The sequence below is a fragment of the Pantoea sp. YU22 genome, from assembly GCF_003970755.1.
Lineage (GTDB): Bacteria > Pseudomonadota > Gammaproteobacteria > Enterobacterales > Enterobacteriaceae > Pantoea > Pantoea piersonii.
Window position 1 is genome coordinate 150,187 of sequence record NZ_RYDU01000005.1, and the last position, 19,976, is coordinate 170,162.

At 60.9% G+C, this 19,976-nt stretch carries 14 protein-coding genes; 1 reads left to right on the forward strand and 13 read right to left on the reverse strand.

Annotated features, from left to right (window positions below; genetic code table 11):
* Window positions 1–151: 151 nt before the first annotated feature.
* The 10 genes from bamB to EKL29_RS10095 all read right to left on the reverse strand — a co-directional run bounded on the left by bamB (window position 152) and on the right by EKL29_RS10095 (window position 15,532).
* Window positions 152–1,333 (reverse strand): outer membrane protein assembly factor BamB, encoded by a 1,182-nt coding sequence (gene bamB / locus EKL29_RS10050; protein WP_120457550.1) that lies wholly within the window; start codon window positions 1,331–1,333, stop codon window positions 152–154.
* Between the two features lie 19 nt (window positions 1,334–1,352).
* The gene (locus EKL29_RS10055; RefSeq protein ID WP_120457548.1) at window positions 1,353–1,970 is read right to left on the reverse strand and encodes a YfgM family protein; all 618 of its coding nucleotides are present in this window, start codon (window positions 1,968–1,970) and stop codon (window positions 1,353–1,355) included.
* Between the two features lie 39 nt (window positions 1,971–2,009).
* Window positions 2,010–3,284 (reverse strand): histidine--tRNA ligase, encoded by a 1,275-nt coding sequence (gene hisS, locus EKL29_RS10060; protein ID WP_126689543.1) that lies wholly within the window; start codon window positions 3,282–3,284, stop codon window positions 2,010–2,012.
* Window positions 3,285–3,385: 101 nt separating this feature from the next.
* Window positions 3,386–4,507 (reverse strand): flavodoxin-dependent (E)-4-hydroxy-3-methylbut-2-enyl-diphosphate synthase, encoded by a 1,122-nt coding sequence (gene ispG, locus EKL29_RS10065; RefSeq protein ID WP_120457544.1) that lies wholly within the window; start codon window positions 4,505–4,507, stop codon window positions 3,386–3,388.
* 37 nt (window positions 4,508–4,544) lie between these two features.
* Window positions 4,545–5,555: a cytoskeleton protein RodZ gene (rodZ, locus tag EKL29_RS10070; protein WP_120457542.1), complete on the reverse strand. Its 1,011-nt coding sequence runs from the start codon at window positions 5,553–5,555 to the stop codon at window positions 4,545–4,547.
* Window positions 5,545–6,282 (reverse strand): type IV pilus biogenesis/stability protein PilW, encoded by a 738-nt coding sequence (gene pilW / locus EKL29_RS10075; RefSeq protein WP_376749680.1) that lies wholly within the window; start codon window positions 6,280–6,282, stop codon window positions 5,545–5,547. Before pilW ends, rodZ begins: the two co-directional genes overlap by 11 nt.
* A 78-nt stretch (window positions 6,283–6,360) precedes the next feature.
* Complete coding sequence (locus EKL29_RS10080) at window positions 6,361–7,530, reverse strand: bifunctional tRNA (adenosine(37)-C2)-methyltransferase TrmG/ribosomal RNA large subunit methyltransferase RlmN (RefSeq protein ID WP_120457538.1); 1,170 nt, start codon at window positions 7,528–7,530, stop codon at window positions 6,361–6,363.
* 185 nt (window positions 7,531–7,715) lie between these two features.
* A complete protein-coding gene (ndk, locus tag EKL29_RS10085; RefSeq protein WP_003848684.1) occupies window positions 7,716–8,147 on the reverse strand; it encodes a nucleoside-diphosphate kinase in 432 nt (143 codons plus the stop codon).
* A gap of 170 nt (window positions 8,148–8,317) precedes the next feature.
* Window positions 8,318–10,642 carry a peptidoglycan glycosyltransferase PbpC gene (gene pbpC / locus EKL29_RS10090; protein WP_126689545.1) on the reverse strand — a complete coding sequence of 775 codons (2,325 nt, stop codon included), beginning with the start codon at window positions 10,640–10,642 and terminating at the stop codon, window positions 8,318–8,320.
* Window positions 10,643–10,645: 3 nt separating this feature from the next.
* A complete protein-coding gene (locus EKL29_RS10095) occupies window positions 10,646–15,532 on the reverse strand; it encodes an alpha-2-macroglobulin (protein ID WP_126689546.1) in 4,887 nt (1,628 codons plus the stop codon).
* A 140-nt stretch (window positions 15,533–15,672) separates the two neighbouring features.
* Here EKL29_RS10095 and sseA point away from each other — a divergent pair, with 140 nt between their 5' ends.
* The gene (sseA, locus tag EKL29_RS10100; RefSeq protein ID WP_126689547.1) at window positions 15,673–16,512 is read left to right on the forward strand and encodes a 3-mercaptopyruvate sulfurtransferase; all 840 of its coding nucleotides are present in this window, start codon (window positions 15,673–15,675) and stop codon (window positions 16,510–16,512) included.
* 30 nt (window positions 16,513–16,542) lie between these two features.
* Here the strand turns inward: sseA and sseB are convergent, their stop codons facing one another.
* From sseB to EKL29_RS10115, 3 genes are all read right to left on the reverse strand, one after another.
* Complete coding sequence (sseB, locus tag EKL29_RS10105; protein ID WP_126689548.1) at window positions 16,543–17,307, reverse strand: enhanced serine sensitivity protein SseB; 765 nt, start codon at window positions 17,305–17,307, stop codon at window positions 16,543–16,545.
* Window positions 17,308–17,354: 47 nt separating this feature from the next.
* Window positions 17,355–18,641 carry an aminopeptidase PepB gene (gene pepB, locus EKL29_RS10110; RefSeq protein ID WP_126689549.1) on the reverse strand — a complete coding sequence of 429 codons (1,287 nt, stop codon included), beginning with the start codon at window positions 18,639–18,641 and terminating at the stop codon, window positions 17,355–17,357.
* Window positions 18,642–18,797: 156 nt separating this feature from the next.
* Window positions 18,798–19,964 carry an IscS subfamily cysteine desulfurase gene (locus tag EKL29_RS10115; protein ID WP_126689550.1) on the reverse strand — a complete coding sequence of 389 codons (1,167 nt, stop codon included), beginning with the start codon at window positions 19,962–19,964 and terminating at the stop codon, window positions 18,798–18,800.
* Window positions 19,965–19,976 lie beyond the last annotated feature (12 nt).

Below are 19,976 nucleotides of genomic sequence, written 5' to 3' on the forward strand. Positions count from 1 at the left end.
TAAAAAAATTAATCGCCCGAATGGCGTGATTATAACGGTTTTAACCGCCAGGTTCAGGCTGAAGGCGCTAAGAATATCATGCCTGACTAAAAACGAAACGGCTCCTGACGCGTCAGGAGCCGTTAGACGGAAGGCAAATTCCGGTAGCGGATTAACGCGTAATCGCGTAAACCTCGCCGCCTTTAGCCTGAATGATCAGCTTATCGCTGGCGACGACCGGCTCGGTCTGGAAGCCATCGCTGTCCACTTTCTGCTGCGCCACGAAACGGCCGTCAGCGGTATTAAGCCAGTGCAGATAGCCTTCGCTGTCGCCCACGACCAGGTAGCCGTTAAACAGCACCGGCGCCGTCAGGTTGCGGTGCAGCAGATCGCTCTGACGCCAGATGGCGACGCCGCCATCAGCATTCAGCGCGATAACGCGGTCATCCTGATCCACCAGATAGATGCGGCCGGCATCGACAATCAGATCTTTGACGCCGCCGATTTCACGCTTCCACAGGATCTGGCCGGAACGCAGATCGAGCGCGGTGAGGTTGCCGTTGTACGCCAGCGCATAGACGACACCGTTGACGATTACCGGCGTCGTATCGACGTCGTTCAGGCGATCGATTTCGGTCGCGCCGCTCGGCTGGGAGATACGCTGCTGCCAGATTAACTGGCCCTGATTCATGATCACTGCGCTGACGCGGCCGTTATCGCCGCCGACAATCGCGCCGCCGAAGGCGGTCGCTGGCGCAGACTCGCCGCGCAGCGACAGCGCAGGCATGTCGAGGTTAACGCTCCACTTCACTACGCCGCTGCTCTGATCCAGTCCCTGCAGCATACCGTTGCTGGTATGCACCAGCACCAGACCGTCACTCACTACCGGGCGCGACAGCGCTTCGCCAGCGACTTTGGTCTGCCAGGCGAGACTGCCGTCGCTGCTGTTCAGGGCGAACAGCTGACCGCGCTCACTACCGATGTAGAGATGATCGCCTGCAGCGGTCACGCCGCCGGAGAGCAGTGCTGAGATATTTTTCGAGAAAAAGCCGGTTTTCTCAGAGAGATCGACTTTCCATTTTTCTTTGCCGTTGGACGCATCCAGCGCTTTTACCACGCCGAAACGATCAGCCGCAAATACGGTATTGTCCTGCCATGCCGGATGCAGGTTAGAGTAGAAATCGCCAACGCCGTCACCAACCGACGTGCTCCACACTTCCTGGGGAGTAAACTGGTTTTCCACCTTTGGCAGCGGGGCCATTTTCACTACATCTTCTTCGCCGCTGAACAGCGAACAACCGCTGAGCAAAGTGACTGAAATCAGTCCTGGCAGCAGGTATTTACGTAATTCCATGCGCTCTCTCTTGACTGGCTTAGCTTAAGTTATTCATCTTCATCTGCATCATTTGCTTCAGCGCCGGAGAAGCGTCTGACTCAACGCCTTTGCTCCACGCATCGCGCGCGCCCTGCTTATCGCCTTTGCTCAGCAGCGCTTCGCCGCGAATATCCGCCACAATGGCTGTCCAGCCATCGCCCTTGACAGCGTCGAGGGTTTTAAGGGCGGCATCCGCCTGATTCTGTTGCAGTTGAATGCGCGCCAGCCGCAGGTTAATCACCGCCTGCAGATTGGCATCCTTGGTGTTCTTCAGACCGTTTTCCAGCAGGGAAGAAGCCTTGTCCAGCTGGTTGGCGTCAACATACTGTTTCGCCACGTCCATCGCCGCCAGCGCACCGTAGGTATTGCTGTTTTCGCTGACGAATTTCGCTACCGCATCCAGCGTCGCTGGCTGATCGGCTTTCATGGCAGTGGTCACTTGCTGATACTGTGCGGAAAGCGCTTTTGAGGAGCCCTCTTCATGACTGGCCCAGTAGCGCCAGCCGCCCAGCGCGGCAATGCCGATAATCACGCCGACCGCCAGCGCCTTGCCGTTATTAGCAAAAAAGCGACGTAACGCGTCAACCTGCTCATTTTCATTGCTATAAACTTCCACGCGATCCCTCTCCTTTCTCTGGTTGGCGCCGTGCCACGCTTACTGTAACAGCGTGCGCAATGCAGCAGCAGCCTCTGTCTGCGCCAGCGTTTGCTGATCGCCGCTGCGCAGATCTTTGATAACGACCTGACCGGCTTTCACTTCATCTTCGCCTACCACCAGCGCGACGCGAGCGCCCCACTTGTCGGCGCGGGCAAACTGTTTCTTGAAGTTGCCGCCGCCAAAGTTGGTCATCAGCTTCAGTTCCGGCGCTTCGTCGCGCAGTTTTTCCGCCAGCTGCATAGCAGCGGACTGAACGCCCTGGCCCGAAGCGATAACATAGACATCAACAACGCGCGTCGGTTCAAATTCAGGATTCACCGCCTGAACCAGCAGCACCAGACGCTCCATGCCCATGGCGAAACCCACCGCCGGCGTGGCGCGGCCGCCCAGTTGCTCGACCAGCCCGTCATAACGACCGCCGCCGCACACAGTGCCCTGCGCGCCGAGGCTCTCGGTCACCCATTCGAAAACGGTGCGGTTGTAGTAGTCGAGGCCGCGAACCAGGCGCTGATTGACGCGATAGGCGATGCCCGCATCGTCCAGCAAGGCACACAGCCCCTGAAAATGCTCGCGTGATTCATCGTCGAGGTGATCCATCAGCTGCGGCGCGTCGTTAAGCAGCGTCTGCACCTCTGGATTTTTGCTGTCCAGCACGCGCAGTGGGTTGGTGTACATACGGCGCTTGCTGTCTTCGTCCAGCGTCTCTTTGTGCTGCTCAAGGAACGCCACCAGCGCTTCGCGATAGTTGGCGCGCGCCTCCAGCGAACCGATGGAGTTAAGCTCCAGGCGCACATGGTCAGCGATGCCCAGCGCTTTCCACCAGCGTGCGGTCAGCATAATCAGCTCGGCGTCCACGTCCGGGCCCTGCAGGCCGAACACCTCGGCGCCCATCTGATGAAACTGGCGATAGCGGCCCTTCTGCGGACGCTCATAGCGGAACATCGGACCCATATACCACAGACGCTGCTCCTGATTGTAGAGCAGGCCATGTTCGATACCGGCGCGCACGCAGCCCGCGGTCCCTTCGGGACGCAGCGTCAGGCTTTCGCCGTTGCGGTCGTCAAAGGTGTACATCTCTTTCTCGACCACGTCGGTGACTTCGCCGATGGCGCGTTTAAACAGCGGAGTCTGCTCTACGATCGGCATGCGTATTTCGCTGTAGCCGTAGCTGGCCAGCACCTGCTTGAGCGTGCCTTCAATGCACTGCCAGATAGCCGTATCCGCTGGCAGGTAGTCGTTCATGCCGCGGATAGCTTGAATATTCTTCGCCACGTTAAAATCTCTTAATACAAAAAAACCTGTCCGGCATCATACCTTATGAGGATGAAACCGCACAGGTTCATTAAACAAAGTCGCGCTGCGCGCGCCGACGCTTAGTTTTCCAGCTGCTGTACGTTGATGCGGCGATTCTCGTCCAGCATAGTCGCTTTGGCGCGAATACGCGCTTCAAGCTGATCGATCATATCGTCGTTGTCGAGACGATCGCGCTGACGCACGCCATCTTCGTAGAAGCCGCTTTTCTTGTTGCCGCCGGTCACGCCCAGCGTCGACACCGTGGCTTCGCCGGGACCGTTAACCACACAGCCGATAATTGAGACGTCCATCGGCGTGATGATATCTTCCAGCCGCTGTTCAAGCGCGTTCACCGTGCCGATAACGTCAAACTCCTGACGCGAACAGGTCGGGCAGGCGATAAAGTTTATGCCGCGCGCGCGGATGCGCAGCGACTTCAGAATGTCGAAGCCGACTTTCACTTCTTCTACCGGATCGGCCGCCAGCGAAATACGCAGCGTATCGCCAATCCCTTCAGAGAGCAGCAGCCCCAGCCCGATAGCTGATTTCACCGCGCCCGCACGCGCGCCGCCCGCTTCGGTAATGCCGAGGTGCAGCGGCTGATCGATCTGTTTCGCCAGCAGGCGATAGGACTCAACGGCGAGAAAAACGTCCGAAGCCTTTACGCTGACTTTGAACTGATCGAAGTTAAGGCGATCGAGATGATCGACGTGGCGCATCGCTGATTCCAGCAGCGCCTGCGGCGTCGGTTCGCCATATTTTTCCTGCAGATCTTTTTCCAGCGAACCGGCGTTCACGCCGATACGGATCGGAATATTGTGGTCGCGCGCGCAATCCACCACCTGGCGGATACGTTCGTTGTTGCCGATATTGCCTGGGTTGATACGCAGGCAGTCGACGCCATATTCGGCGACTTTCAGCGCGATGCGATAGTCAAAGTGGATATCCGCCACCAGCGGTACGTTTACGCGCTGCTTGATCAGCTTAAAGGCTTCGGCGGCATCCATGGTCGGCACAGAGACGCGGACGATATCTACGCCGACGCGCTCAAGCGCTTTAATCTGATTGACCGTGGCTTCTACATCGGTTGTACGGGTATTGGTCATCGACTGAACGGCGATAGGCGCGCCATCGCCGACAGGCACCTTGCCGACATAAATCCGGGTCGATTTACGACGGATGATGGGTGCTTCGTTATGCATATTCTTTCTCCACAATTGCCCGGGGCGCGATGCAGCGTTATTGCGCACCCAACGTCAGGCGAGCAACCTGGTTATTACGGATAAAACGACTTAAATCAACCGGCTGGTTCTGATATTGCACCTGCACCGCAGACGGCGCGCCGATTTTCAGGCGATAAGGCGCAGTACCGGAAAGGCTGAGTTTACCACCGCTACGTTGCATTCCGCTGAACAGTTTTTTACCGGTGGCGTCGGAGACTTCGAGCCAGCAGTCGGCATTGAAGTTCATTACGACGGTATTAGGATCGGCGGCCGCTTCGCCAACGGCTGCGCCGCTGGTCGGCAGCTGGCCAGCGGTAGCTGACGGGCTGGCTGCGTTACCGACCGGCGCCTGGCTCGGCGACACGACGGCGCTGTTCGCCGACGTTGCGGCTGGCGCGGCGCTGTTGGCGGCTGGCTGTGCAGGCGCGGTGCTGGAGGGCTGGCTGGCGGCAGGCGCCGCCGCGCTGGCGTCCGCGCTGTTAGTTTCGTCCGGCGCGGCAGGCGCAGCCGTCTCATTGCTGGCGTCATTGCTGCCGCCGTCGAGCGGAATCGACTGGCTATTGTCGCCGCTGCTGCCGTTTTGATCGGCCATAGAGACCAGATCGTCCTGCGAAGCTTTATGGTTTTGCCACCACCACGCGCCGGTCAGGCCGATCACCACAAATAACACCAGCCAGGTGAAAATCATCAGCCAGCCGTCGCGTTTTTTGCGGCGTTTGCCCAGCGAGAAGTTCTGCATCGGTTCGATTTTGGCGGCACGCACCGGCGTCTGCTTCGCCATCATCGGCAACAGTTCCTCTTCAGGAATGTGCACCAGACGCGCATAAGAGCGAATGTATCCACGCAAAAAGGTCGACGCCAGATCGGCAGGCGATTTGTCCTCTTCGATATCGCGTACGGTCGTAAGTTTCAGGCACAGGCGTTCAGCCACGTTTTGCTGAGTCAGCCCCATTTTCTCACGGGCCAGACGCAGGCGTTCGCCTGTGGAATGTACTGCAGAGTTGTCTTGAGTGGCTTCAGTATTCATTAGCTAAATAACGCTGGTACTGTATCGATTGTGGAAAACTTCGCGCCAACCGGTCGCCATAACGTGTAACGTCAGCAGCGTTTCCCTGTTGCGCGGCGAAACGTATCTGTAACTCTAAGCTGCGCGCCGTAGCAGGCAGATATTGCTGATAAAGCTCCATTAACAGTAGAGCACGCGCCGGATAGAGGGGGCGTTGTTTTTCCGCCTCATCCAGTAATGCGTCGCCTTTCGCGCGGTTCGCCCCAAGCGCCCGACTCAGCGCCGCTTGCGCGGCCAGCATATCTTCCGCCTGAAGATAACAATATCCCGACAGCTCCCACGCATCGATGCGCGCTTCGCTCTCCGACGCGCTCATCGCCCGCTTAAACTGTTGATGCGCTTCGTCATACTGCCCTAAAGCGCAGAGAAACGCACCGTAATTGTTAGCGACGTAGCCATTTGTCGGCGCCAGCCGCTGCGCCTGTTGATAGTCGCGCGCCGCCTCATCGCGGCGGCCCTGTTTTTCCGCCAGACGCGCCAGCGCCAGGGCCATTCGGTAGTCGCGCGGCGCGGCGGCCTGTGCCCGCTGAAAGTTGCGGCGCGCGGCGACGAAATCGTCCGCCGCCAGGTAGTGCATACCCAGCGCCAGGCGGGTCTCCGCCGCGCCCGAATAAGGGCTACGACTGACACACCCGGTTACAACAATCAGGGCCAGCAGGCTGGCTGGTAATCCCTTACCCATCTTCATTCTCCTGTTCGCGACGTTAATTGCGTGGCAGCAGCCTGCCACGCGTCACGACCAGGGAAAACTGCGATGTTCCCTGTTTCAGAGCGCCTTCACAGATATGGGTTCGCCCGCCATTTTCTTACGCATCGTACGCTTGGTGCGGTCAATAACGTCGCCCGCCAGCTGACCACAGGCTGCATCGATATCGTCGCCGCGCGTTTTACGCACGATAGTCGTAAATCCATATTCCATCAAGACCTTAGCGAAGCGGTCAACCCGGCTGTTGGAGCTACGGCCGTAAGGCGCGCCCGGGAAGGGGTTCCATGGGATCAGGTTGATTTTGCTCGGCGTATCTTTTAACAGCGCCGCCAGCTCATGCGCATCGTCGGTGCTGTCGTTCACATGGTCCAGCATCACATATTCGATAGTGACGCGTCCCTGATTGGCGTTCGACTTCGCCAGATAGCGCTTCACTGCGCCGAGGAACATCTCGATATTGTACTTTTTGTTAATTGGCACGATATCGTCGCGCAGTTTATCGTTCGGCGCGTGCAGCGAAATCGCCAGCGCGACGTCGATCATATCGCCGAGCTTGTCCAGTGCTGGCACTACGCCTGAGGTGGAGAGCGTGACGCGACGCTTGGAAAGGCCGAAACCGAAATCGTCCAGCATGATTTCCATCGCCGGTACGACATTGTTGAGGTTGAGCAGCGGCTCGCCCATGCCCATCATCACCACGTTGGTGATGGGACGCTGACCGGTGACCTTCGCGGCGCCGATAATTTTCGCCGCGCGCCATACCTGGCCGATAATCTCCGAAACGCGCAGGTTGCGGTTAAAGCCCTGCTGCGCCGTTGAGCAGAATTTACACTCCAGCGCGCAGCCAACCTGCGAAGAGACGCAGAGCGTGGCGCGATCGTCTTCCGGGATATAAACGGTTTCCACCAGCTGATCGCCGACGCGGATCGCCCATTTGATGGTGCCGTCGCTGGAGCGCATCTCTTCCGCCACTTCCGGCGCGCGGATTTCCGCAATCTGGCTCAGCTTCCCGCGCAGCACCTTATTGATGTCGGTCATCTGCTCGAAATCATCGCAGCAGTAGTGGTACATCCACTTCATCACCTGATCGGCGCGGAACGGCTTTTCGCCCATAGAGAGAAAAAGCTCGCGCATCTGCTGGCGATTGAGATCGAGCAGGTTAATTTTTTCGCTTTTGGGGGCAACGGCAACGGGGGAAGCGGACGACGGCGTCACAATCTGTTCGGACATAATGTTCTCTGGCCTCGTTATTACACGTTATGGCTCTGGTTAAGGATAGAAAAAAAAGACGCCCTTGCTGAGACAAGCTCAACAAGGGCGCGATATTGTACAACATCTGCGGTGTGATGCCAGGGTAGACGGCGCGCGTTAGCGATAAATTTGTAAAGCGCGCGGTCCGGCTGGCCTCGACGCGATTAACGCGTGCGCGGGCAGATCTCGTTTTCGCCAAAGAAGTAGGCGATTTCACGCGCGGCAGACTCAGCGGAGTCAGAACCGTGGGTCGCGTTCTCGGTGAAGCTGTCAGCGTAGTCAGCGCGCAGCGTGCCAGCCAGCGCGTTAGCCGGGTTGGTCGCGCCCATCAGATCGCGGTGACGCTGAACGGCGTTTTCGCCTTCCAGCACAGACACCACAACCGGACCAGAAGTCATGAACTCAACCAGACCGTCGAAGAACGGTTTGCCCTGGTGCTCAGCGTAGAAACCTTCAGCCTGCTCTTTGCTCAGCTGCAGCATTTTAGCGCCAACGATTTTGAAGCCTGCGCTCTCAAAACGGTTGTAGATGGCGCCAATTACGTTTTTAGCAACGGCGTTTGGTTTAATGATGGAGAAGGTACGTTCGATTGCCATGTTGACCTCTGTCTTTAGCATCCTGAAGAAACCGGGAACCCACTCCCGGTAAGAAAACGCGCCGATTATAGGGAGATCAACGGGCGTTGCCTATTAGCTATCGTATGATTTATTGAAAATTATTGATAATTGTCGATGCAGGCAGGCAAATAATGTGCATTGCGTCATTTTCAGTCGCGGGTAAAGGAGACGGTAGTGAGCTGCCCCGCCTCATCCATCACCACCAGCTGACAGGCGCCGGCGTCGCGCAACGCCAGCTGCGCGCGATCCTTCTCTACGCCCTGCTCTACCGGCTCGCCGTTTAAAAACCACCAGCGGCGCTCGCCCTGCCCGCCCTGCACCGCTACCGGCAATATCAGCACCGCTTTGCCAGGCAGCGGCTGCACATGCTGTCCATTGATGACGCCGGTAATCACCATCGGCGCCGCATTGCCCTGATGCAGCGGCGGGCAGGCTTCGTCAACCGGCGGCAAACGCTGCGCGCGCTGTTCGCTTTTTGGCAGCCAGGGCTCAAGCGGCAGCGGCCACAGCAGCCGTTCGCGACTCTGGGCATCGGGGCAGTCCGCCGCCACGCGTCTTCCCTGCGGATTTTGCCAGTAGCGCAGCCGCAGGCCGTTAACCCCTTCCTGCCCTGGCGCCAGCAGTGTCGGCGGCAGGGTCTGGTTCAGCACCCAGCTTTGACGGCGCTGACGACAGCTATCATCCCCGGCGGGCAGTGGCTGACCGCCCGGCCAGCAGATGCTCTGCGCGCTGACCGTCGCGGGACGCGGATCGCGCGGCGTGCCGCCGACGGGCATATGGCCAGCCAGCAGATTCGCCACCTGATGCATAACCGGCACCGCCGATGCGAAACCGAACTGACCGGCGACCGGCGTGGCGTCCGGTCTGCCAACCCAGACGCCGATGAGATAGCGCGGCGTGACGCCGATGGTCCAGGCATCGCGATAGCCGTAGCTGGTGCCGGTTTTCCACGCCAGCGGTACAATGTCGCTCACCGCGCCGCTGGCGGAAGGTTGCGCGTCGCCCGCCAGTATGCGCCGCACGATCCAGGCCGCGCCCGGCGACAGCAGACGACGCTGCTGCAGCGGCTGATCCGCCAGCAAGCGCAGCTGGGCAGCGTTGCCCTGGCGCGCAAAGGCGCTGTAGGCCGCCACCAGCTCATCCATTCGGGTGCCGGTTCCGCCTAACGCCAGCGACAGGTTAGGCTCCGCGCCCGCCGGAAACCGCAGGTTCAGGCCAGCGTTGCGCAGCCGCGCCGTCACGCTTTTCGGCCCGAGCGCGTCAAGCAGCTGTACGGCGGGAAGATTAAGCGATCGCTTCAGCGCTTCGCTCGCGCTCACCGGGCCGTGAAAACCACTGTCGAAATTGCCGGGCCGGTAATCGCCAAAGCGGCGCGGCACGTCCTGCAGCAGTGATTCACCGTGGATCAGGCCGTCATCCAGCGCCATGCCATAAATAAAAGGTTTCAGCACCGATCCCGGCGAGCGCACGCTGGCGATCATATCGACATGGCCGAAACGCCTCTCGTCACGAAAATCCACCGAGCCGACGTAGCCGCGCACCTTCATATCGGTGTGATCGACCACCAGAATCGCCAGCGAGGTACGCGGCGGCAGCTGCGGCTTAAGGGAGAGAGCCAGAGTTTCCAGCTCGCGCTGCAGCGAGCTATCCAGCGTCGAGACGATCTTATCGCGCCTGGAGAGCGACAGCAGACGACGCGCCAGCAGCGGCGCGCTCTGCGGCATCTGACGCGGCGGCAGCCAGACCGGCTCCTGACGGATTTCATCGACTTCCTGCTGCGGCCAGACATGATTCTCCGCCAGCCGCTTCAGCACCTTATTGCGCGCCGCCTCGGCGCGCTGCGGCCAGCGATCCGGACGTAAGCGGCCAGGCGCCTGTGGCAGCACCGCCAGCAGCGCGGCTTCGCCCTTAGTCAGCTGTGAAGGCGGCTTGCCGAGCCAGATCCAGCTTGCCGCGCCCACCCCTTCGACCGTGCCGCCAAAGGGCGCGCGATTGAGATAGAGGGTAAGGATCTCGCGCTTCGACAGATGCCACTCCAGCTGTAACGCCCGCCACGCCTGCACCATTTTGCCAGACAGCGTACGCGGCTGGGGATCGATCAGACGCGCCACCTGCATGGTCAGGGTGCTGCCTCCGGAGACAACGGCGCCGGCGCGCAGGTTCTGCCCTGCCGCCCGCAGGATGGCGATCGGGTTGACACCGGGGTGACGCCAGAACCAGCGATCCTCATAGTTGAGCAGTGCGTCAAGATAGGCGGGCGCAACCTCATCCAGCGTGACCGGATAGCGCCAGACGCCCTGTTTATCGGCAAAGCGCCAGAGCGGCGTCCCATCTTCCGCCACTACCACGCGCGCCGGCTGTACCTGCCGCAGCGGCAGAGGAAACAGCCGATCCATGCCGAGCAGCGCCAGAAACAGCGCGACAAAAACAAGCGGCGGCCAGAGCCACCGCTTTTTCCAGCCTTGCAGTTTCATGCCTTAACGTACACTGATCTTCTCCGGCGTCGCGCCGACGGCGCGCCACTCCGGCACGTACATCGACTCGACCTGCGGTGGCGGCAGACGGTAGCTGCCCGGCGTCACGGCGCGCGCCAGATAGAGCAGCGTCTCCGTTTTGTAGCCGCTCAGCGCCAGCGCCGCGACAAAACGATCGTCGCGGAATTCAATATGGCGGATATCCGCCTGCTGCATTTCCGTCATGCTCTCCTTCAACGCATCCGCGCCGTCGCCGAGGCTGGCGCTGCTGTCGCTGAGGTTCTGATTCTCCAGCTCCAGCCCCGCAGGCAGCAGATCCACCACCAGCGCATCGCTGACGCGTTTGCTGGCGGAGACCTTCAGACGCACCACCAGCAGCTGACCGCTGCTGAGGTTATCAAGATCCGCCGGTTCGCCGTCGAGGGTGAAATAGTCGCGGGTCACGTTCAGCACGTTGTGCATCGGCTTCGGCGCAGCGAACGGATAGCCCGTTACGTTCAGCACGCCGTAGAGCGGCGACTGGTTGTGACTCGTCAGCGTGACGCCGCGCTGCAGCTGGTCGGCGTTCAACCCCTGCGTCAGCGCGCCGGTGCCCTCCAGCGGCTGCGTGTCGCCCTCCAGCGCCGCCTGCCAGGCTTCGCCTTTATGCTGTTGCAACGTGCGCGCCGCCAGGAACAGGGCGTTATTCTCCTGCGTAGAGAACCAGACCTGGCCGCGCGCCGCTTTCGCCAGATCCTGCATCAGCGCGTCCTGCATTTCCGGCAACAGCTGATTTTCCGTCAGCAGCGCCAGAATCAGCGCGCGGTCGCGCAGCGGGCTGCCGTAATCGCCCAGCCAGCCGTCTGATTCGCGCGTCAGCCCGACGCCCTGCGCCAGCGCCAGCTGCGCGCGCTGCGGATCGCCCATCAGCTTCAGCGCCACGCCGAGCTGCACCAGCGCCAGTCCCGATTTAGCCTTGTCGCGCTTCTCATAGAGCGCGCGCAGCGCGCCGAGCGGCGCCTGCTGCTGACGCGCCAGCACCATACCCGCATAGGCCTGCACGCTGAAGCGCATCGCCTCTTCATTGCTGCTCCAGCGGGTTTCGATCTGCGCCGGATCCTGCAAATAGCGCAGCAGCCGCTCGTCAGCGCGCGTGATAACCTCTTGCGGCACGCTGTAGCCCGCCTCGCTGGCGCGCAGCAGGAAATCAGTGACGTAGGCGGTTAGCCAGAACTCTTCGTCGCTCTCTTTGCTCCACAGGCCAAAGCTGCCGTTGCCGCGCTGCATGCCCGCCAGGCGCGCTATGCCGGTATCAATGGCGGCGCGCCGCGCCTCGTCGCTGCTGGTTTTGATGCCCATTGCGGCGAGCTGCGCCTGATTAGTGAAAACGGACGGCCAGATGCCGCTGGCGGTCTGCTCCAGGCAGCCGTAGGGGTAAGCGTAAAGCGCGCTGATATAGTGGCCGATATTCAGCGGCGGCTGATTGCTGAGCGTAAACTGTCCGCTCAGCGTCTCAGGCTGCAGGCCGCTAAAGGCAGCGGCCTGCACCTGCCAGCTCTGCCCCGCCTGCATCACGCCATCGAAGCTCAGCGTTTGCGCCGGATAAGCCGGACGCACGCCAATCTTCCAGCTGCGCTGACTGTCGGCCAGCGCCTCGCCCGCGATCGTAAGGCCGGAGACCCGCACCTGCACCGCGCCCTCGCCGAAACCGCCCTGCGCTTTCACCGGTATATGCAGCGTGGTGCGCGCCCCTTTCGCCAGCTGAACGCGGTGCGTGGCACCGCCGCTCAGCGTAATCTGGCCCTGCGTTTGCACATCCACCTTAAGCGCCTGGGGTTGTTCGGTGAGATTGGTGAGATCGAGCGCCAGCATCGCCTGATCGCCGCTCGCCATAAAGCGCGGCGTCGCCAGTTCGCTGATCAGCGGCGCGGCAACCACCACTTTTCGCTCCGCCGAGCCGAAGCTGTCGGCGCTCCACGCCTGCGCCATCAGGCGCAGCTCGCCGTTAAACTGCGGGATCGGCAACTCCAGCGTGCCTTCGCCGTTTTTATCGAGCGTGACCGGCTGAAGCTGCTGCGCCACGATATTCACCTCGGTCAGCGGCTTTTTACCGCCGCGCGACTGGGCGTCGTCGTCGCCATCGCCGCCAAAACGCAGCGTCGCCAGACGTCCGCCGCCTTCAATCAGCTGGCCGAAGACATCATACTGGTCGGCGTTATAGCGCTTGCGGCCAAAGAAGCCTTCCCAGGGGTCGGGCGTTTTGTAATCGTTAATGTTCAGTACCCCGCTGTCCACCGCCGACAGCAGCACCTGAATTTTCTCCGGCAGTTCGCCGCCGACGCGGCTGGCTTTAACTTTTACCTTCAGCGTCTGCTCGGGGCGAATTTTCAGCGGCGCGTCCAGCGCCAGGTCGATACGGCGCGCGTCGATCGCTATCGGCAGATGCAGCAGGCCGATGGAGCGCTTCGGCGTGGCACCGCTGACCTTATCGCCGTCGCGCACCACAATAGCGCTGAGATACAGGTCATGGCGCTTCCAGCTGGCATCAAGCGGCACGTTGATGGTTGCGCCGCCCGCAGGCACGTTAATCGGCTGCCACCACAGGGTGCCGCTGCTTGACTCAACCATCAGATAGCCTTTCCCTGCTGCAGGCGACTCCACCTGCACATGGGCGGTCTCGCCGGGCCGCAAAGCGGTTTTATCGAGCTTGAGCTTCACCTGATCGGGCCTTAGCGCGCCGGTGCCGTTGGTGTTGTCTTCCCACCAGTAGCCCGCGCGGAACCGCACGCTGGAGATAATCTTCTCTCCGGCCTGCACTTCCAGACGATAAGATCCCCACTCCACCGGGAAACTGACCTTTTTGCTGTCGCCCGCGGCCAGCGAAATACGCTGCGCATCCTCCTGCAGATCCTTCTCATCATTGCGCATCTGCCAGCCTTCGCTGTCGGAGAAGCTCCAGTAGTAGTCGCGCCGCTCGTGGATCAGGCGAACCTCAAGATCCTTCGCGGCCAGCTTCTCGCCTTTGCTGTTGGCGTAAACGATATCGAAGTCGGCGAGGCTGTTTTCCGGCACCGTGGGCTGTTGGGTGTAACGATCGTAGCGGTAGTCATAGACCGATTCGCTCTTGAACAGCGGCCGAATGCCGGGCAGCGCGGGCGCGGGCCAGATGGCCTGGGTAGCGCGGCGCGTAACCGGCCGGCCGCCCGTCTCCAGCAGGCTCGCCTGCAGGGTTAAGTTAAGCGGCGAATGGATCTGCGCCCACTCGCTCTCTACCGTCAGCTGCAGCTTGCCATCATCGTCCAGGGTGTCGTCGATATCATCCAGGTTGCGTTTGCTCTCCTCCATGATGTCGCCGAACTGGTAGCCCGGTAGCGCGGCGACCGCTTCGCGCGCGGGCCGCAGCATCAGCTGCCCTTGCAGTTCGTTGCCCGCCGCCGGCGCGCCGTAGAGATAGCGCCCTTCAATATTGAAAATGACGTCGTCATCAGGCGACAGCGGACTGTCGCTGTTTTGCAACGTCAGCGCTATGCGCTCCGGCAGAAAATCTTCAACGTGAAAGCGCCAGTTGCGCGGCTGGCTGTCGCCGCTGTTCAGCCGCAGCGTCCAGTCGCCGGTCATCGCCGAGGCCGGAAGCGAAAAGCGTTGCTGATAAAAGCCGTTCTCCGGCTGCCAGACAAAAGTTTGCGCGACTTCGCCGTTGGGCTGCACCACTTCAGCCTTCAGCGGCTGCGCAGGCAGCGGTCTGCCGTCGGCATCGCGCAGCAGCGCGTTAACGATCACCGTTTCGCCAGGGCGATAGAGATCGCGCGGGCCGAAAACAAACAGCTGTTTGTCGTACCCCTGCGGTCCGGCGACAGGAAACTCCGCCAGGTCCAGCGCGGGCAGATTGAGGTCGATAAGCGACGTCTGCTCCTTTTGCGTGGCGATCAGCACCTTGCCTTTCGCCTGCGTCGGCAGACGCAGATGACCGCTACCGTCGGTGACGCCGCCGGCAAGCTTCCGTCCCTTCTCATCCAGCAGCTGCACAGTGACGTCCGCCAGCGGCGCGCCGCTGGCGAGGCTCTGCGTAAACAGCTCCATTTCGCCGGGAAAGCGGTGCAGGGACAGACCAATATCGCTGAGGGTAAACAGCGTGGCGGGCAGCGTATAGTTATAGGAGCCAGCCTGTTTCATTACCGCCAGATAAACACCCGGCTGCTTCAGCGGCGCCACATCCCCCAGCGGCAGCTGCAGTTTTTCGCGCGTGTTACGCGCCGGATTAAGTTCGAAGCGTCCGCTATAGACCAGATCGGCGTTATTGAGCAGCTCGCGCGAGGACCAGTAAGAAAGGTTGTTGCCGTAGTTCCACTGCGCAAGAAAATCGTTCATCGACGCGCTTTTAACGCGGAAGAAGTCGACATCGACGCGCGAAACGTTTAGCGCCAGTACGGGCAGGCCCTGGGTCAGGCGCAGCGGCAGCAGCGAGCCGCGGCTGGCGAAACCGACCATCGGCTGAATATCGCGCGTGGTCAGCGACTGGCTGAAGGGGGTCGATAAAGTGGTGCCGTTGGCGGCGCGCAATCCCGCCTCTACGCTCACCGTCAGCTTGCGCGACGGCTCAGGATGGCGAAAGCGCAGCGACTTGCCGTTCTGCGCCAGCTCCCAGCCGCCGTCCACCTTGCCGCTTTTGTCATCAACCAGCTTCACCCGCGCCGCAAAATCCTGCTTGTCGTCGAGCGGGGTGTTAAAGGTGAGCACCAGCGCGGCCGCGCCGTCCAGCTGAAGCTCAGAAAAGTCGATAACGGACACGACTTTTACCGCTTGCTGCGTTGCGGCAGGCTCTGCGGCGGGCAGCGTAAAGGTAGTTGCGCCGCCAAGCAGCGCCGCGCCCAGTACGACGCCAGAGAGCAGACGTTTTACAGCTCTTGCCATGGTAAATCCCTCACCCGTCCCGAAGGTATAATTTCGCCGCGCAATTTCACCGCAAACCCGCCATTTTAGCAATGCTGCCCTTGAGATAGCGTTCACATTCCCCGACACTGGGCTTTTCCTGATGATAAGAAGAGGTTGCTATGACAGCCATATTTGTCTCCGCCGACTGGTTAAATGAACATTACGCCGAAGGTAACGTGCAGGTGCTGGATGCCCGTATGCTGCCGCCGGGCCAGGAGGCCGTGCGCAATATCACAGCGGAGTATCTGGCGGGCCATCTGCCGGGCGCGCCTTTCTTCGATATTGAAGCGCTTTCCGATCACAGCAGTCCTTACCCGCATATGATGCCGCGCGCCGAGCGTTTCGCCGTGGCGATGCGCGAACTGGGCATTCACAGCGACAGGCATCTGGTGGTTTACGATGAGGGCAACCTCTTCTCCGTGCCGCGCGCCTGGTGGATGCTGCGCACGTTCGGCGTTGAGCAGGTCTCGATTCTGGCAGGCGGCCTGCAGGGCTGGAAAGCGGCTGGCCTGCCGCTGGCGACCGGACAGGTCGCGCTGCCAGAGGGCGAATTTGAGGCGACGTTCGATGAGGCGCAGGTCAAGCGTCTGACCGATGTGCTGCTGATTAGCCATGAAGGCGGCGCGCAGATTGTCGATGCTCGCGCGGCGAACCGCTTTAACGCCGAGGTCGATGAGCCACGTCCGGGTCTGCACCGCGGCCATATTCCCCGCAGCCGCAATGTGCCCTGGAACGATCTGGTGACGAACGGCGCGCTGAAGCCGGAAGCCGAACTGCGCGCTATCTTCGCCAGAGCAGGCGTGAAGCTGGATGAGCCGATCGTGGCGAGCTGCGGTTCCGGCGTCACCGCCGCGGTGGTGATCCTGGCGCTGACCGTACTGGGCGCGCGCAACGTTACGCTCTATGACGGATCGTGGGGCGAATGGGGCAGCAGAGATGATTTGCCGATCGAGAAGTAACAGAGAGGTGCGGCAGACGCCGCACCCGATTCAGATAATACGCGGACTGCCTTTAAAGTCGCGCAAAAAACTGCCCCAGCGACGTTCGTAAAAGGGCGTGATGTGGGCAGTAAAAAAGTGGCTGACGCCCTTCTCGTCCGCCACCACTTCGCAGATATCAATCGGCGCGTCATCCGGCAGCGTATCGGTCGCGACGCTGCCCGCCGCCTGAATAATCGCCTCAATATCGCTTTCCGCTTCGATGCCAATCAGCAGGTTCGGCTGTTGATCCGCGCTTTCGCGAATGCTGGCGACAAAGGCGCGGCGCACCTGTTTGTATTTACTGAACAGCTGCGTCAGCGAGTCGATCATCTGCGCGGGCGGCGTTGCTATTTCTGACAGCAGCAGCGCCTGGCCGCCTTCCAGCACGGTTTGCTGGCTCAGGGCGTCGCCCTCTTCACCCAGCAGGTGGGCGATCTCCGCCGGAGAGAATTCTTTGCCGGCAGGCAGTTTGGGATTGAGGAACAGCGTTTCGCCGCGCGTCATCTCAAACAGCGTGCGCACCGGCAGGCGCAAATAAGCCTGCTCGCCCGCGATCGCTTCGCTCATCGCCTCCTGCGAGGTAAAAAAAGGAATGACGCTGCGGCCATCCTCTTTTTCCCAGTGTTGCAGATCGACCGGCGTATCCGCGGCGAACTGCGTCTCAGTGCTTTCGCCTGGCACCCAGACGTCCGCGGCCAGCAACAACTGAAAAAATTCCGGGCGGTGCGCCGGCTCGGTAGCCGCCAGCTTCAGCACCTCTTCAAGACGGTTCATGTTTTGCCTTTCTACATAAGGCGACGGCAAGGCCGCCGCCAGATCCTTTACTTAAGCAGCAGATTCGCCAGGGTACGCACGCCGATGCCGGTTGCGCCTGCCGACCACTGATCCACCGCGCTCTTGCGGTAGGTAGCCGAGCAGTCGATATGCAGCCAGCCCTCCTGATAGCGGGTCACGAAGTGCGACAGGAACGCGGCCGCGCTGCTTGCGCCCGCCGAATGCGCCGCGCTGGCGATATTATTGAGATCGGCGAAATTAGACGGCAAATGGTTGCGGTGGAACTCCGCCAGCGGCAGACGCCAGAACGGCTCGTTCTCACTGGTGGCGCTGCCCATCAGCGACTGCGCCAGCACATCGTCGAACGTAAAGAGCGCGTGGTAGTCATTGCCGAGCGCGGTTTTCGCCGCGCCGGTCAGCGTCGCGGCGTCAATCAGCAGCGTCGGATGCTGTTCGCTGGCGTCGATCAGGCCATCGGCCAGCACCAGACGCCCTTCCGCATCGGTATTCATCACTTCCACTGATTTACCGTTGCGGTAGCGGATGATATCGCCCAGGCGGAAAGCGTTGCCGCTGACCATATTGTCGGCGCAGCAGAGGAACAGCTTAACGCGCTGCTTAAGGCCGCGAGAGATAGCCAGCGCCAGCGCGCCGGTCAGGGTTGCCGCGCCGCCCATATCGGACTTCATCGAGTCCATAAAAGCGCTCTGCTTCAGGCTGTAGCCGCCGGTATCGAAGGTGATGCCCTTGCCCACCAGACAGGCGAATACCGGCGCGCTGTCGTCGCCGGTCGGGTTGTAGTCCAGTGCCAGCAGCACCGGCGGGCGGCTGGAGCCGCGTCCTACGGTGTGAAGGCCGAGATAACCCTGCTCGCGCAGGTCGTCGCCGCGCGTCACGCGATAGCTGACCGCTTCGCCGCCCACTTCGCTGATCAGATCGATAGCGCTGTGCGCCAGATCTTCCGGCCCCAGCTCTTCCGCCGGCAGGTTAATGGTGTCGCGCACCCAGTCAATAATGCGCAGACGACGCGCAAACTCCGCCTGATCCTGTTCATTCAGCGTCGGCCAGACCACGTTGCGCTGCCCTTTCGGGCTGCGGTAGCCCTGCCAGAACGCCCAGCATGGCTCCAGATCCCAGCCTTCGCCGCTCAGCGCCACATGGCGAATACCCTGCCCGTCAATTTTGCGCGCTGCGCGCTGGATGGTATTGAGCTGATCCGCGCCACTCAGGTGAATGGTCATGCCGTCGTCGTTGCTGGTCAGAATCGCTTTCTCGCCCCAGCGCGCATCAGCGGGCTGGTGGCTCAGCGTAATGTTCATCGGTTGTGTTGTCATCGCGAAACTCCATATGCGTTATAAGTATCATCCAGCCAGAAGCGCAGGCTTTAGCCGTTAAACGTCAGACCTGATAACAGATATTGCCGGGTGACGCCAGCGGATCTAGTCGGAGGCGCGCCGTTTCCAGATTTCACCGGGGAGACGGCGCAGAAATTAGCGTGAAGCGGACACCGGCGCACGCAGGCGGGGAAGCACCTTTTGCACCAGCGCAATGGCGTAGTCGATCTCCTCTTCCGTGGTGAAGCGGCCGAGCGAAAAGCGCAGCGAACTGTGCGCCAGCGCTTCGTCAAGGCCGATCGCGCGCAGCACGTAAGAGGGTTCCATGCTGGCGGAGGTGCAGGCCGAGCCGGAAGAGAGCGCCAGATCTTTTAACGCCATAATCAGCGATTCACCGTCGACGCCAGCGAAACTGATATTCAGAATATTGGGCGCGCTCTGCGCCAGGTCGCCGTTAAGCTGTACGCCGTCCAGCGCGCTTAGCCCCTGCCACAGTCGCGCACGCAGCGCGGCCAGACGCGCCATCTCCGTTTCCCGTGCTTCACGGGCGAGCGAAAACGCCTCGCCCATGCCGACGATCTGATGCACCGGCAGGGTGCCGGAGCGCATGCCGCGCTCGTGACCGCCGCCGTGCATCTGCGCCTCGATGTTCACTTTGGGTTTACGGCGCACATAGAGCGCGCCGATGCCTTTCGGGCCGTAGAGTTTATGGGCGGAGAAGGACATCAGATCGACTTTTAATTCGCTGAGGTCGATCGGCAGCTTGCCGACGCTTTGCGTGGCGTCGACATGGAAGAGAATATCGCGCGCGCGGCACAGTTCGCCGATAGCGGCGATATCCTGGATTACGCCGATTTCATTATTAACGTGCATCAGCGATACCAGCACGGTGTCGTCGCGCAGCGCGTCGCGCACCGCATCTGGCGTGATAATGCCGCTGGCGGGCGGTGTCAGGTAAGTGACCGTAAAGCCTTCGCTCTCCAGCTGTTTGCAGCTGTCGAGTACCGCTTTATGTTCAGTCTGGCTGGTAATGATGTGCAGGCCGCGCCCGCGCTGGGCATGCGCAGCGCCTTTTAGGGCGAGGTTGTCAGATTCGGTCGCGCCGGAAGTGAAAATGATTTCACGCGGATCGGCGTTGACCAGTTCCGCTACCTGATTGCGCGCCACGTCGACCGCTTCTTCAGCCTGCCAGCCGAAACGGTGCGAGCGCGAAGCCGGGTTACCAAAGGTGCCGTCCAGCGTCAGGAACTGCATCATTTTGCTGGCCACACGCGGATCGGCCGGCGTCGTTGCGGCATAATCCAGGTAAATCGGTAATTTCATTGCGCTAAAGCT

Excerpts from the sequence above, each read along its gene's own strand:
- EKL29_RS10095 (WP_126689546.1), bottom strand. The coding sequence starts at position 15,532 with ATGGCAAGAGCTGTAAAACGTCTGCTCTCTGGCGTCGTACTGGGCGCG.
- bamB (WP_120457550.1), bottom strand. The coding sequence starts at position 1,333 with ATGGAATTACGTAAATACCTGCTGCCAGGACTGATTTCAGTCACTTTG.
- ndk (WP_003848684.1), bottom strand. The coding sequence starts at position 8,147 with ATGGCAATCGAACGTACCTTCTCCATCATTAAACCAAACGCCGTTGCT.
- pepB (WP_126689549.1), bottom strand. The coding sequence starts at position 18,641 with ATGACAACACAACCGATGAACATTACGCTGAGCCACCAGCCCGCTGAT.
- sseA (WP_126689547.1), top strand. The coding sequence starts at position 15,673 with ATGACAGCCATATTTGTCTCCGCCGACTGGTTAAATGAACATTACGCC.
- rodZ (WP_120457542.1), bottom strand. The coding sequence starts at position 5,555 with ATGAATACTGAAGCCACTCAAGACAACTCTGCAGTACATTCCACAGGC.
- pilW (WP_376749680.1), bottom strand. The coding sequence starts at position 6,282 with ATGAAGATGGGTAAGGGATTACCAGCCAGCCTGCTGGCCCTGATTGTT.
- EKL29_RS10115 (WP_126689550.1), bottom strand. The coding sequence starts at position 19,964 with ATGAAATTACCGATTTACCTGGATTATGCCGCAACGACGCCGGCCGAT.
- sseB (WP_126689548.1), bottom strand. The coding sequence starts at position 17,307 with ATGAACCGTCTTGAAGAGGTGCTGAAGCTGGCGGCTACCGAGCCGGCG.
- EKL29_RS10080 (WP_120457538.1), bottom strand. The coding sequence starts at position 7,530 with ATGTCCGAACAGATTGTGACGCCGTCGTCCGCTTCCCCCGTTGCCGTT.
- ispG (WP_120457544.1), bottom strand. The coding sequence starts at position 4,507 with ATGCATAACGAAGCACCCATCATCCGTCGTAAATCGACCCGGATTTAT.
- pbpC (WP_126689545.1), bottom strand. The coding sequence starts at position 10,642 with ATGAAACTGCAAGGCTGGAAAAAGCGGTGGCTCTGGCCGCCGCTTGTT.